General features: G+C 72.3%; 12 protein-coding genes and 2 riboswitches. Of the genes, 7 read left to right on the forward strand and 5 right to left on the reverse strand.

Annotation, left to right across the window (positions count from 1 at the left end; all coding sequences use genetic code 11):
- Positions 1 to 16: 16 nt before the first annotated feature.
- Positions 17 to 739: a DsbA family protein gene (locus tag OF850_RS11310; protein WP_301590203.1), complete on the reverse strand. Its 723-nt coding sequence runs from the start codon at positions 737 to 739 to the stop codon at positions 17 to 19.
- An 87-nt stretch (positions 740 to 826) separates the two neighbouring features.
- Here OF850_RS11310 and OF850_RS11315 point away from each other — a divergent pair, with 87 nt between their 5' ends.
- Positions 827 to 2,173, forward strand: coding sequence for a gamma-glutamyltransferase (locus OF850_RS11315; RefSeq protein ID WP_301590204.1), 1,347 nt, complete (start codon positions 827 to 829; stop codon positions 2,171 to 2,173).
- The gene (locus OF850_RS11320; protein ID WP_456314059.1) at positions 2,170 to 3,339 is read left to right on the forward strand and encodes a pyridoxal phosphate-dependent aminotransferase; all 1,170 of its coding nucleotides are present in this window, start codon (positions 2,170 to 2,172) and stop codon (positions 3,337 to 3,339) included. The genes OF850_RS11315 and OF850_RS11320 overlap by 4 nt, the downstream gene beginning before the upstream one ends.
- Here OF850_RS11320 and OF850_RS11325 read toward each other — a convergent pair whose 3' ends face one another.
- Positions 3,340 to 4,215: a hypothetical protein gene (locus OF850_RS11325; RefSeq protein ID WP_301590205.1), complete on the reverse strand. Its 876-nt coding sequence runs from the start codon at positions 4,213 to 4,215 to the stop codon at positions 3,340 to 3,342.
- 194 nt (positions 4,216 to 4,409) lie between these two features.
- Here OF850_RS11325 and OF850_RS11330 point away from each other — a divergent pair, with 194 nt between their 5' ends.
- Positions 4,410 to 5,105 carry a hypothetical protein gene (locus OF850_RS11330; RefSeq protein WP_301590206.1) on the forward strand — a complete coding sequence of 232 codons (696 nt, stop codon included), beginning with the start codon at positions 4,410 to 4,412 and terminating at the stop codon, positions 5,103 to 5,105.
- A 9-nt stretch (positions 5,106 to 5,114) separates the two neighbouring features.
- On the opposite strand, the gene OF850_RS11335 is transcribed toward OF850_RS11330, so the two are convergent.
- On the reverse strand, positions 5,115 to 5,732 hold the full coding sequence (locus tag OF850_RS11335) for an MlaC/ttg2D family ABC transporter substrate-binding protein (protein WP_301590207.1): 618 nt from the start codon (positions 5,730 to 5,732) through the stop codon (positions 5,115 to 5,117).
- A gap of 48 nt (positions 5,733 to 5,780) precedes the next feature.
- Positions 5,781 to 6,581, reverse strand: coding sequence for an MlaA family lipoprotein (locus OF850_RS11340; protein ID WP_301590208.1), 801 nt, complete (start codon positions 6,579 to 6,581; stop codon positions 5,781 to 5,783).
- A gap of 149 nt (positions 6,582 to 6,730) precedes the next feature.
- On the opposite strand from OF850_RS11340, the gene metF reads away from it, so the two are divergent.
- Positions 6,731 to 7,696, forward strand: a complete 966-nt coding sequence (gene metF, locus OF850_RS11345) for a methylenetetrahydrofolate reductase [NAD(P)H] (RefSeq protein WP_301590209.1) — start codon at positions 6,731 to 6,733, stop codon at positions 7,694 to 7,696.
- Here metF and OF850_RS11350 read toward each other — a convergent pair.
- Positions 7,681 to 8,631: a hypothetical protein gene (locus OF850_RS11350; RefSeq protein WP_301590211.1), complete on the reverse strand. Its 951-nt coding sequence runs from the start codon at positions 8,629 to 8,631 to the stop codon at positions 7,681 to 7,683. The two genes, metF and OF850_RS11350, sit on opposite strands and share 16 nt — an antisense overlap.
- Positions 8,632 to 8,679: 48 nt before the next feature.
- Here OF850_RS11350 and OF850_RS11355 point away from each other — a divergent pair, with 48 nt between their 5' ends.
- The 3 genes from OF850_RS11355 (at position 8,680) to gcvT (ending at position 13,150) form a co-directional block, all read left to right on the forward strand.
- A complete protein-coding gene (locus OF850_RS11355) occupies positions 8,680 to 10,878 on the forward strand; it encodes an ATP-dependent helicase (RefSeq protein WP_301590212.1) in 2,199 nt (732 codons plus the stop codon).
- Positions 10,875 to 11,768 carry a 50S ribosomal protein L11 methyltransferase gene (locus OF850_RS11360; protein WP_301590213.1) on the forward strand — a complete coding sequence of 298 codons (894 nt, stop codon included), beginning with the start codon at positions 10,875 to 10,877 and terminating at the stop codon, positions 11,766 to 11,768. The genes OF850_RS11355 and OF850_RS11360 overlap by 4 nt, the downstream gene beginning before the upstream one ends.
- A 57-nt stretch (positions 11,769 to 11,825) precedes the next feature.
- A riboswitch (glycine riboswitch) is annotated at positions 11,826 to 11,925 on the forward strand.
- A riboswitch (glycine riboswitch) is annotated at positions 11,926 to 12,030 on the forward strand.
- Between the two features lie 37 nt (positions 12,031 to 12,067).
- Positions 12,068 to 13,150: a glycine cleavage system aminomethyltransferase GcvT gene (gene gcvT / locus OF850_RS11365; RefSeq protein ID WP_301590214.1), complete on the forward strand. Its 1,083-nt coding sequence runs from the start codon at positions 12,068 to 12,070 to the stop codon at positions 13,148 to 13,150.
- The last annotated feature ends 13 nt before the right edge of the window (positions 13,151 to 13,163 follow it).

The following is a 13,163-nucleotide window of genomic DNA, read 5'->3' on the forward strand; positions in this document are numbered from 1 at the left end:
GCGCAGCGCGGCCCGTTCAGCCTCGCGCGCGGCTGACCAGGGATTGCAGGGTCGGAAGGTCCACCGCACCGGGGATCAGCGCCTCGCCGATCACGAGGGCGGGCGTGCCCTGGATTTGCAGGGCGCGGGCCAGGGCGATGTTGCGCTCGATGCGGCGGGCGATGGCGGGGTCGTCCATGTCGCGGCGCAGGCGCGTCCAGTCGAGGCGCAGCCGCTCCGCCTCGCGGCGAATGGCGGGTTCCGTCGGCTCCTCGCGCAGGCGCAGCAGCGCGTCCTGCAGCGGCGCGTAGCGGTCCTGCTTCTGCGCGGCGAGCAGGGCGCGGGAGGCCAGCACCGAGTTGGGGCCGAGGATGGGCAGGTCGATCATGACCACCTTCACGTCGCGCTCGCTGGCGAGGAGCTGCTCCATCACCGGATGCAGCTGCTTGCAGTAGCCGCAGCGCGCATCGAAGAACTCGGCGATGACCACGCGGCCCTGCGGGTTGCCCTTCACCGGCAGGCTGGGGTCGCGGAACAGCGCGTCGGCGTTCTCGGCGATGGCGCGGCGCTGGGCGGTTTCGCGGTCGCGGATTTCCGCCTGTTCCAGCCCGGACAGCGCGTCGCGCAGGATGGAAGGGTCGGTGCGCAGCGCCTCGCGCAGGATCTGCAGCACCTCCTCCCGCTGGGCGGGGGAAAGGGCCTGGGCCAGGGCGCCCGTGGGGGCAAGGGCGGCAAGGGCGAGAAGGGCGCGGCGGTTCATGCGGCGCCTATGGCCCAGGCCGCGCCGTCCGGGCAAGGGAGGGACGCGGTTGCCGGGAGGGGCGCTTCGGGGCAAGAACCACGGGCCATGATCTCCCGCCTCCCGCGACTCGCCATCCTCCTTTCCTCCGGCCTCGCCCTCGCGGGGTGCGAGACGGCGCGGTCGGTCACCTCCGGCTTGCTCGGCGGCCCCTCGGCCCAGGCGGGGCAGCCCGGCTTCGTGCGGGGCTTCCTGGGCGGCATCGCGGCCGAGGACCCGATGGCCGCCGCGGCGGGGCGCGAGGTGCTGGCCGCCGGCGGCTCGGCCGTGGACGCGGCGGTGGCGGCGGGGTTCGTGATGGCGGTCACCCTGCCCTCGCGCGTCGGGCTGGGCGGCGGCGGGGCCTGCGTGGTGTTCGACCCGCGCCGCAACGACGCCGAGGCGGTGATGTTCGAGGCCGGGGCGCGCTCCGGCGGCCTGTCCGACGCGGACCGCCCGGCGGCGGTGCCCATGCTGGCGCGCGGCCTCTTCGCGCTGCACACGCGCCAGCGCACCGGCCGCCCCTTCGAGGAGCTGATCGCCCCGGCGGAGCAGCTGGCGCGGTTCGGCGCGCCGATGACCCGCGCGCTCCACGCCGACCTGTCCGCCGTGCAGGGGCCGCTCTTCGCCGATCCGGATTCGCGGGCGGTGTTCAGCCGCAACGGCGTGCCGGTCGCGGTGGGGGACCGGTTCGCGAACCCGGCCCTGGGCGCGACGCTGACGGCGCTGCGCGTTTCCGGCGTGGGCGACCTGCACCAGGGCACGCTGGCGCGGCGGCTGGAGGAGGCGATGCCCCTGGCCGGCGGCGGCACCTATGCCCAGGGCGAGCTGCGGGCGGCGCTGCCGCGCGTGGTGCCGGCGGTGACGCTGGCGGCGCGCGGCGGCGACCGCGCCTCCTTCCTGCCCGAGTCGGGGCTGCCGGCCGCCCAGGCCTTCCAGGCGCTGATGGCGGGGCAGGAGCCCGGCCCCCTCGCCGGTCCGCTGCCGGCCAGCGCCGGGCTGATCGTCTATGACCGCAACGGCCTGGCGGTCAGCTGCGCCTTCAGCCTGAACAACCTGTTCGGCACCGGGCGCACCGTGCCGGGCATGGGGTTCCTGGCGGCGGCCGCGCCGGGGCGCGGGCGGATCACCGCCGCGCCGCTTTCCGCCGCGATCGGCTGGAATCCGAACCTGCGCGCCTTCCGTGCCGCCGCCGCCGGGTCGGGCCAGGAATGGGCCCCGCTGGCCGTGGCGGCGCCGCTGGCGGCCGGGATGGGGCGCGACGCCGACGCCGCGTCCGCCATCGCGCAGGTGCCGCCGGGCGGGCGGGCGCAGTTCGGCCAGTGCCCGCGCTACCTGCCGGGCTGGGAGCAGCTTTGCGCCACGGTGAGCGACCCGCGCGGCGCGGGGGTGGCGCTGGGCGCCACCGACCGGTGATCAAGACCGGACGGGGGGCGGAGGCGCCGCCCTTCCTGGTCATGGACGTGATCGCGGCCGCCAATGCGCGCGAGGCCGCGCTGCCGCCGGACGCGCCGCGCATCCTCCGCATGGAGGTGGGGCAGCCGGGATTCGGCGCGCCGGAAGGCGCCGTCGCGGCGGCGGAGCGGGCGCTGCGCTCGGGCAGCACCCTGGGCTACACCGAGGCCTTCGGGATGCCTTCGCTGCGGGCGCGCATCGCGCGCCACTATCGCGAGCATTACGGGGTGGCGGTGCCGGAGCGGCGCATCGCGGTGACGGTGGGCGCCTCGGGGGCGTTTCCCCTCGCCTTCCTGGCGGCGTTCGACCGGGGGGACCGGGTGGCGATGGCGGCGCCCTTCTACCCGCCCTATGCCAACATCCTCGCGGCGCTGGGGATGGAGCCGGTGCTGCTGGAATGCGACGCGGGGTCGCGGTTCCAGCCGACCCTGGCGATGCTGGAGAAGCTGGACCCCCTGCCCGACGGGCTGATCGTCGCCAGCCCGTGCAACCCGGCTGGGACCATGCTGGCGCCCGACGAGCTGCGCGCCATCGCGCGCTGGTGCCACGACAAGGGCGTCCGGCTGGTGTCGGACGAGATCTATCACGGGCTGTCCTGGGGGACGGTCGCGGAAAGCACGGCGGCCGCGTTCAGCCCGAGCGCGGTGGTGGTGAACAGCTTCTCGAAATACTGGTGCATGACGGGGTGGCGCATCGGCTGGCTGGTGCTGCCCGACGACCTGGTGCGGCCGGTGGAGTGCCTGGCGCAGAACATGTTCATCTCGGCGCCGCACGTGGCGCAGGTGGCGGCCGAGGCGGCGATGGACTGCACGGAGGAGCTGGAGGCGCGCAAGGCTTCGTATGCGCGGTCACGCGCGGCGCTGCTGGCGGGGTTGCCGGAGGCGGGGTTCGGGCGGATCGCGGCGGCGGATGGCGCCTTCTACCTGTGGTGCGACCTGCATGGGATGAGCAATGACAGCCTGGATTTCGCCGCGCGGATGCTGGAGGGCGCCGGGATCGCGGCGACGCCAGGGGTGGATTTCGACCGCGCGAGGGGGCACCGGTTCCTGCGGTTCTCGTATTGCGGGGATGAGGGGGCGATGCGTGAGGCGCCGGGGCGGTTGCGCGAGTGGCTGCGGCGCGGGTGACTAGGGCGCGTTGATCGTCCGCACCTTGAAGACCACGTTGCCGATCCGGCCCGGTCCGATCCAGACTTCTCCGTTGCCGAACATCGCGCCCTGGTCCCGGACGAACAGGTCGTTGAAGGCCTGCCTGGACACGACCTCCCTGATGGCTGGATGGAGGATGGCGTCGCGTGCGGCCGCGAGCTCGGCGGCAATGCGGATGGTGCGCCTGCGTGCTCCCCCGAGGGTGAGAGGAAAGTCCACAACCCGGGCGATCAGCGCCATGTCGCCGGAGCGATAGGCGGCCCTGACCGTTCGGAAGCCGGCATAGGCCGCGGCCGGGTTGAAGCCTTGCTGGCGGTAGCTTGCGGAAACCTCCGCCGGCAATGGCGGCAGGGTGAAATGGAAGCCGGAATTTGCCTCCTCCGGCTTGCCCATGGACCGCCTGAGGCCTCGTGTCAGGAGCTTCAGCGCCGCGTGGGTGTCGAAAAGTCGCTGCACCTCCGGCGAGGCCGCGCCGCCGCTTCCTTCGTGGAAGGACATCGCAAGGTCGAACTCGTCGATGCGGGGGTTCCTTCGCCTCCGGGCGGCCAGCAGCGCGTTGAACGCGTCCTCTCCCCGAAACTGCGCGATCCAGGTCCTTTCCTCGACCTCGGCCAGGACCTGCTCGTCCGTCGGGCGGAAGCCGGGCGCCGGAGCGAGGTCGGACGGGAGCGCCCCGACCAGCGCCGAGAACGGCCGGCTGTCCCTGTCCTCGGCATCGGGGCTTGGGTCGATGCGGAAGCTGCGACCCCAGACCTGGACATCGACCGGCGCCGCGACAGCGGCCTGAACCGCGACAGAAAATGCCAGGGCGAGGGCCGCGCGGAGGATGACGGTGAACGCGGAACGTTTCCGCATGGCCATGCCCCCTGCGGGTTCGTGGCTTCTCATCCGCGTCATCCTTCGCAGGTTCGTCGAGCAAGGACCGGGCACCAGCCTGTCATGATTTCCCGCGCGCTGGCAGCATCAAAAGGGAGAGCGCCTGAAGGCGCCGATTTCTTGACTTCGCAGCCTTGTTCTTGCTTTGTTCGAACGTTGCTGCGGAGGCAGGGATGGCAGGGCGATGCAAGACGGAGCGGGAAAGTTCAGCCGGACGTCTCGCGCGCCTCCATCGCGTCCTGGCGCGCCTCCGCCCACGGCACCGCCATGCGCCGCGCCTGTCCGCCCCGCAGGACTGGCGGCCGCTGACGGAGGCGGAGCTGCGCTTCGTGTGGCCGGTGCTGGAGATGGTGTGCGCGCATGAGGTGGGGCGGCCTTCGGCGCTGCCGCTGCTGGTGCGGTTCGAGGCGGTGCTGGAAGGGGCGATGCAGCGCCGGCCCTGGCGGGAGGTCGCGGCGGAGGCGGCGCCGGGGGTGAAGGGCGACACGCTGCACCGGACGTTTCGCCGCTGGACCGCGCGCAAGCTGTGGATGCTGCTGCTGATCAAGCTGGCGGAGGAGAAGCCGGATCTGCCGGCGCTCGAATACTTCGTTTGCCGCGCTTATCGGCGGGCGTGGCGCGGACAGGGGCTGCGCGGGGTGCTGGTGGCGCGGGCGACGGGGCTGGCCTCGGCGCTGCGGGCGCCGATGTCGCGCTTCCCGGATCCGGATTTGTCCGCACGCTGCCACCGCCGCGTCATCCTGCCCGGAATGCGCCGCGTGCCGGACTGGCCGGACGCGGTCGCCACCCGGTTCTTCCGGCTGTGCCGGGCCTTGTTCCGCCTGTTCAGCGGGACGCGGCGCATCCGCCGCGCCTGGGAGCCGGCCTAGGTGCCGCCGCTAGCGGGAAAGCTGCGCGATCTGCTGCCGCATGGCGTTCAGCAGCGCGCCCACCTGGTTGCCGCCGCGCTGGATCACGGCGGAATACTCGGAGCGCTGGGTGAGGCGGAGCGAGGCTCCCTCGGCCACCAGGTCCACGATGCGGGGCTGGCCGTTCACCTCGGCCACGCGCCAGTCCAGGGTGAAGGCGGCGCTGCCGGGGCGCTGCACGACCGTGGTGACGAGCGCGTCGTCCTCCGTGCGCTGCTGCGCGCGGCCGAGGGCGAATTGCACGCCCTGGTACTCGCCGAAGCGGGAGGCGAGGTTGCGGATCAGCACCTCCTCGAAGAGGCGCAGGAACTCCGCCTGCTCGGCCGGGGAGGCGGCGCGCCACCAGCGGCCGAGGATGAAGCGGCCCGTGCCCTCGATGTCCACGGAGCGGCGGAGGATTTCGGCCACGGCGGCGCGGCGGCGCTCGACCGGCGCGTTGGCGTTCAGCACGCCCACCAGCTCCTGTCCCGTCGCCTGGATGAAGGCGGCGGCGCGGTTGGGGTCCATCTGCGCCAGGGCGGGCAGGGCGGGGAGCGACAGCAGGGCGGCGCCGAACAGGGTCCGGCGGGAAAGGCGGGGGGGGGTCACTGGCATGTTCCTCGAAACGCGGCGCTGAGGGTCCCGTTGGGGAGGGCCTCAGCGCGGGCCGGGGTCGGCAGGAGTCTGGGGGATGACGGAGCCGAAGCCGGTGCTGGGGGAAGGCAGCTCGGGACCGGCCTGGTTGGAGATTTCCGCGCGGCGGCGCTGGCGGTAGCCCGAGCGGATGGTGCTGTAGGGGTCGAGCGAGGTGCGGCGCACCTCGTCCAGCGTGTCCAGCACCTCCTCGCGCGTGTCGAGGATGGTGAGGCCGAAGCGCGCCCAGCGCAGCGCCTCGACCACCTCGCCCTGGCCGATCCAGTTCCAGGGGGAGGCGACGGCGTCCACGGTCAGCCCGACGAGGTCGCGCGGGTTGGAGGGGCCGATGACGGGCAGGAAGAGGTACGGGCCCTCGCCGAGGCCCCAGACCGCCAGGGTCTGGCCGAAATCCTCGCGGTGGCCGGGGAGGCCGAACTGCCATTCCGCCACGTCGATCAGCCCGCCGAGGCCGAGGGTGGAGTTGATGGCGAAGCGGGCGGCGGTGCGGAAGGCGCGCTCCGGCTGGGCCTGCAGGATGTCGTTGGCGAGGACGGTCGGCGCGCGGAGATTGGCCAGCGCGTTGCGGATGCCGGTGCGCAGCGGCGGCGGCACCACGGTGCGGTACACCACCGCGGCGGGGCGCAGCGCCACCATGTCGATGGCGTCGTTCACCTGGAACATGGCGCGGTTAAACGGCTCCAGCGGATCGTTGTTCGCGCGGAATTCCTGCAGCGCCTCGCGGTCCGTGGCGGGCGGGGGCGTGGCGCATCCGGCCAGGCCCAGAAGAAGGGCTGCCGAAAGGAGGGCGGACCGGAGGCGCATGGGGGCTGGCTGTCCTTCAGGGCTGGCGCCCGGTTGGGCGGAGGCTTCGCGTGATTAACTTGGCCGAACACGGCAGGTTTACCGCCGCGGCTCGGTTCCGTGCAAACCCTCTTGCGTCAGGGCGCGGCGGACGCCATTCCTGCCATGCCATGGATACCGCCCCCAACACGCTCGAGCGCTGGCTGACCGGCCCGCGAATCGGCACCCTCCCTTCGCCGGCCGCCCTCCCGGTGCCGAAGCTGTCCTTCGAGTTCTTTCCGCCGAAGAACGACAAGATGGAGGCCGATCTGTGGGCGGCGATCCGGCGGCTGGAGCCGCTGGGGCCGCGCTTCGTGTCCGTCACCTACGGCGCCGGCGGCTCCACCCGGTCGCGCACGCATGACACCGTGGCACGGCTGGTGCGGGAAACCAGCCTGACGCCGGCCGCGCACCTGACCTGCGTCGGCGCGACTCGCGAGGAGGTGGACGAGGTGGCGCGCGCCTATTGGGACGCCGGGGTGCGGCACATCGTCGCGCTGCGCGGCGACCCGCCGGCCGGGGCGGCGGGGTACGAGCCGCATCCGGGCGGCTATGCCCAGGCCGAGGATCTGGTGCGGGGGCTGCGGCGGATCGGCGATTTCGACATCAGCGTCGGCGCCTATCCGGAGACGCATCCGGCGGCGGTCTGCGCCAGCACCGACCTGGACTTCCTGAAGCGCAAGATCGATGCCGGGGCGAACCGGGCGATCACGCAGTACTTCTTCGACACCGACGTGTACCTGCGTTTCCTGGACCGGTGCCACGCGGCGGGGATCACCCTGCCGATCGTGCCGGGCATCCTGCCGGTGGCGAACTTCACCCAGGTGAAGCGCTTCTCCGCCATGTGCGGCACCTCCGTGCCGGCCTGGCTGGAGGCGCTGTTCGAGGGGCTGGAGGAGGATACCGGGACGCGGCACCTGATCGCGGCCACGGTGGCGGCGGAGCAGGTGCGGATCCTGCAGGCGAACGGGGTGGACGAGTTCCACTTCTACACGCTGAACCGGGCGGACCTGACCTATGCCATCGCGCATATCCTGGGAGCGCGGCCGCAGAAGGGCATGGTTTCCCAGGATGCGGCGCCTCAGGAGGCGGGCTGAGGCTCCGGCACCAGCCGCGCATAGACTGCGCGCAGCAAGAATGGGCTGAGAAACAGGGGAAACTGGCAGAGCGCGAAGAACATCAGGATTCGCGCATCCGTCGCGGCGGGCAGCACGGCAAGGTAGAGCGCCATGTTGCGGTTGCCCGAGAGCAGCCCGGCCGAAAGGGCCACCCGCTTGCCGAAGGGGAAGAAGGCGAGCGCCGTGGCGAGGTTGAGGGCGAAGGCGCCGGCAAAGGCGAGGGCGATGCCGGCCAGGACGAAGCGCGGCTCCGCCAGCAGGCGGGCGAGGATGCCGTCCATCACGCCGAAGCCGTAGAGCACCACGAGCAGGACGGAGGCGCCGTCCACCGCGCGGCCCCATTCGGCGAGGCGCCGGGGGCCGAGCACGCGGCGGATGGCGATGGAGAGCAGGAGCGGCAGCCCGACCACCAGGGCGAGGCGCAGCATCAGCCCCTCCAGCGAGATGGCGAGGTCGATTCCCATCAGCCCCAGCGCCAGGGGCGGCGCGGTGAAGGGCACCAGCAGGGTGGAAAGCACGGCGGCGACCAGCGAGATCTCGCCATCCAGCCCGACGAGGCGGGCGAAGGCGGGGGAGGAGGTGGCGGCGCAGCCGGTCGCCATGATGACCAGCGCGGCGGCGAGCGGCCCCTCGAAGCCCAGCGCGGCGCAGACGGCCCAGGCGATGACGGGCGAGGCGACCAGCAGCCAGATCAGCAGGGCCAGCACCAGCAGGGGCCGGCGCAGATAGCCCAGCACCTGAACCGGGTCCACGCGGAGCAGGACAAGGGTCATCAGGGAAAAGACCACCGGCGTGACCACGTCGCGCAGCAGGGCCGCGAGGGGCGGGGTGAAGAGTCCGACGAAGATTCCCACGGCCAGAAGCGCAGCGCCCTTGCGGGCCGACCATTCAAGGAAGTGCCGGATTGCCTGCAACGCGCTTCGCCATTGGTGGTGTTGGCCGGATGTTCTATAGCCTCGGCGGTGACGGCAACCCCTCCCCTCCCCGAATACCTGTCGCGGCTGAACCCTGAGCAGCGCGCGGCGGTCGAGACGCTGGACGGCCCGCTGCTGGTGCTGGCGGGCGCCGGCACCGGCAAGACGCGCGTGCTGACCACGCGCTTCGCCCACCTGCTGATGACCGGCCGCGCCCAGCCGCACCAGGTGCTGGCCGTGACCTTCACCAACAAGGCGGCGCGCGAGATGCGGGAGCGCGTGGGCGCCATCCTGCAGCGCCCGGTGGAGGGGCTGTGGCTCGGCACCTTCCACGCGCTGGCGGCACGGATGCTGCGGCGCCATGCCGAGTTGGTCGGGCTGCGGCCGGACTTCACCATCCTGGACACGGATGACCAGACGCGCCTGCTGAAGCAGGTGATGGACGCCGCGGGGGTGGACCTCAAGCGCTGGCCGCCCGCCGGGCTGATGGGAGTGATCCAGCGCTGGAAGGATCGAGGCCTCGCGCCCGGCAAGATCCCCGTAGCGGAGTCCAGCGACTACGCGAACAACCGGGCGGAGGCGCTGTACGCCTCCTACCAGGCGCGGCTGGCGGCGCTGAATGCCTGCGACTTCGGCGACCTCTTGCTGCACGTGACGGAGATCCTGCGCAACCACCCGGAGGTGCTGGAGCGCTACCACCGGCTGTTCCGCTACATCCTGGTGGACGAGTACCAGGACACGAACCTCGTGCAGTACATGTGGCTGCGCCTGCTGGCGCAGGGGCACCGGAACATCTGCTGCGTGGGCGACGACGACCAGTCCATCTATTCGTGGCGCGGCGCGGAGATCGAGAACATCCTGCGCTTCGAGAAGGACTTTCCCGGCGCCGTCATCGTGCGGTTGGAGTCCAATTACCGCTCGACGCGGCCCATCCTGGCCGCCGCCTCCCACCTCATCTCCCGCAACCAGGGGCGACTGGGCAAGACGCTGCGCGCCGGGCGCCGCGACGCGGATGGCGAGCAGGTGTGCATCGTCTCGCTGTGGGACAGCGAGGAGGAGGCGCGCAGCGTGGGGGAGCGCATCGAGCAGGCGCAGCGCAAGGGCACCTCGCTGTCCGAGATCGCCATCCTGGTGCGGGCCGGATTCCAGACCCGCTCCTTCGAGGAAAGGCTGATCACCCTTGGCATCCCGTATCGCGTCTTCGGCGGCGCCAAGTTCTACGAGCGGCAGGAAATCCGTGACGCCATCGCCTATTTTCGCGCGACGGTGAGCGCGAGCGACGACCTGGCCTTCGAGCGCATCGTCAACGTGCCGAAACGCGGGCTGGGCGACACGGCGCTGACCTCGCTGCACGTCGCGGCGCGGGAGCAGGGGGTGCCGCTGCGTATCGCGGCGGAGCGGATGGTGGAGGGCGGCGCGCTGCGCCCCAAGCCGCGCGCCGCGCTGCGCGAGCTGCTGGAGGGCATGGCCCGCTGGCGCGAGGCGATGGAGCGCGAGGGCCACGTGGTCGTCGCGGCGCGGCTGCTGGAGGAAAGCGGCTACACCGAGATGTGGAAGAACGACCGCTCCGCCGAGGCGCCGGGACGGCTGGACAACCTCAAGGAATTGCTGCGCGCCATGGCCGACTTCCCGGACATGGCCGCCTTCCTGGAGCACATCGCCCTCGTGATGGAGAATGACGACAAGGCGGAGGGCGAGAAGGTGTCGCTGATGACGCTGCACGCCGCCAAGGGGCTGGAATTCGACATGGTGTTCCTGCCGGGCTGGGAGGAAGGGCTTTTCCCCTCGCAGCGCTCGCTCGACGAGGGCGGCGCGAAGAGCCTGGAGGAGGAGCGGCGCCTGGCCTACGTAGGCATCACGCGGGCGCGGAAATGCTGCGTGATCTCGCATGCCGCCAACCGCCGCATCTACGGCAACTGGACCTCCTCCATCCCTTCGCGCTTCCTGGACGAGTTGCCGGAGGGCGAGGTGACGCGGGAAGGAGCGGAGCGCCGGCCCATCCCGGTCCCCTCCTCCGTCTTCGGCGGCGGGCCCCTGCTGGGAACGCGGCGGCCACGGCTGATCGAGGCCGGCGCCTGGGAGGTGGAGTCGCGGCCCACGCCGGAGATTGCCGTGGGCAGCCGCGTCTTCCACCAGAAATTCGGCTACGGCACCGTGACGGCATCCGAGGAGGGTCGGCTGGACATCGAGTTCGAGAAGGCGGGCACCAAGCGCGTTATGGCCGGCTTCGTGGAGCTCGTGCATTGAAGCGCCACCCGCAGCCGCTGGAGACCCTCGTGCTGGACGGGCTGCCGGAGGAGGCGGTGCCGGCCTTCGAGGCGGCGCTGCTTTCCGTCAGCGCCACGGTGGCGCTGTTCCGCGACGAGCCGACGGACACCTGGCGCATCGAGGCCGTGCGCGAGGCGACGGCCGACCCTGTGGCGCTGCAGACGGCGCTGGCCCTCGCCTCCGGGCTGACGGGGCACGAGGCGGCGCTGGAGCGGCACGACACCGAGGCGGATGGCTGGCTGGCCCGCACGGTGGAGGCTTTCCCGGTCATGCCCGTGGGGCAGCGCTTCCTGCTGCGCCCGACGCATGTGCCGCAAGACACGGTCTATGGGCGAATTGCCCTGACGCTGGATGCCGGGCTCGCCTTCGGCTCGGGCGAGCACAACTCGACGCGCGGCTGCCTCATGGCGCTGGAAGGACTGCCCCGGCACGGGCGGCAGGAGGCACGGGTGCTCGACCTCGGCTCCGGCAGCGGCATCCTGGCCATGGCGGCGGCGAAGCTGTGGGGCTGCCGGGTGCTGGCCACGGATATCGAGCCATGGTCGGTGCGCGTCGCGCAGGACAATGCGGTGATGAACGGGCTGCGCGGCCGGGTGCGGGCGATCCTGGCCGATGGCTGGCGCGCGGCGGCGGTGCGCAAGCCGGCGCCCTATGACCTGGTCTTCGCCAACATCCTGGCGCGGCCGCTTTGCGCCATGGCGAAGGACCTCGCGGATCACTTGGCGCCGGGCGGGACGGCGATCCTGGCCGGGCTGCTGGGGAAGCAGGTGCCGATGGTGCTGGCGGCCCACCGGCGGCAGGGGTTGGTGCTGGAACGGCGGCTGGACCTCGCGCCCTGGGCGACGCTGGTGCTGCGCCGGCGGGGCTGAGCTCCGCGTTTCCGCCTTGCATCCACTTCCCATAGCAGGCACAACCACGCGGTCCGCGCTCCGCGCGCGGGAGAGAACCTGAAGCCCCCGGGCGGAGGGTCGCCGAAGGCGCAACCGGCCCCCGGAAACGCTCAGGCAAAAGGGCCGCGCGCGGACACAGGGACACTCTGGAAAGCCCGGAGCCAGCGATGGCGCCGGCACCGACGGAGTAAGGGAAGCCCGGCTTCCTGAATCTCTCAGGTCCATGGACAGAGGGGGGCCACGACCTCGAACCGCCGCGTGCGCGGCAGGGAGAATGCGTGGCCGACGAAGTCCTGCTCGAAACCCCGCTGGCGGGTCTGCACCGTGAACTGGGCGGGCGCATGGTGCCCTTCGCGGGGTACGCCATGCCCGTGCAGTATCCGGCCGGCATCATGGCCGAGCACCTGCATTGCCGCGCCCGCGCCGCCCTGTTCGACGTGTCCCACATGGGCCAGGCGGAACTGGTGGGCGAAGGCGCCGCGGCGGCGCTGGAGCGGCTGACCCCCGCCGACGTGCAGGCGCTGAAGCCCGGCCGCCAGCGCTACGGCCTGCTACTCAATGAGCGCGGCGGCATCGTGGACGACTTCATGGTCGCGAACCTGGGCGGCCGGCTGATGCTGGTCGTCAACGCGTCGCGCAAGCACGTGGATTTCCCGCTGATCGAATCCGTGCTGCCCGCCGGGGTGCGGCTGCGCCCCCTGCCCGACCGCGCCCTGCTGGCGCTGCAGGGGCCGGAGGTGGCAGGGCTGATCCCCACCGGGATGAGCTTCATGGGCATCGGCGCGCTGGAGATCGCCGGCATCCCGGTCATCGCCTCCCGCTCCGGCTACACGGGCGAGGATGGGCTGGAGATCAGCGTGGCGGCAGAGCAGGCCGAGGCGCTGGCGCGGCACCTGCTGTCCCTGCCGGGCGTCATGCCCGCCGGCCTCGGCGCGCGCGACTCGCTGCGGCTGGAAGCCGGGCTCTGCCTCTACGGCAACGACCTCGACGAGGACACCAACCCGGTCGAGGCCGCGCTGGTCTGGTCCATGGGCAAGCGCCGCCGCATGGCATGGGACTTCGTCGGCGCCGAGCCGGTGCGCGAGGCGCTGGACAACGGCCCGAAGCGGCTGCGCGTCGGCATCCGTCCCGAAGGCCGCCAGCCCGCCCGTGCCCACACCGCGGTCGAGAGCGGCGGCGCGACGGTGGGCGAGATCACCTCCGGTGGCTTCGGCCCCTCGGTCGGGGCGCCGGTCGCCATGGGCTATGTCCGCCGCGACCTCGCCGCCGACGGCACCTCCCTCGAGCTTCGCGTGCGCGACAAGGCCCTGCCGGCCCGCGTCGCTCCCACGCCCTTCCAACCCCATCGCTACGCCCGCTGAAAGGACCCAGCGC

The sequence above is a fragment of the Sabulicella glaciei genome (assembly GCF_026183895.1).
Classification (GTDB): domain Bacteria; phylum Pseudomonadota; class Alphaproteobacteria; order Acetobacterales; family Acetobacteraceae; genus Roseococcus; species Roseococcus glaciei.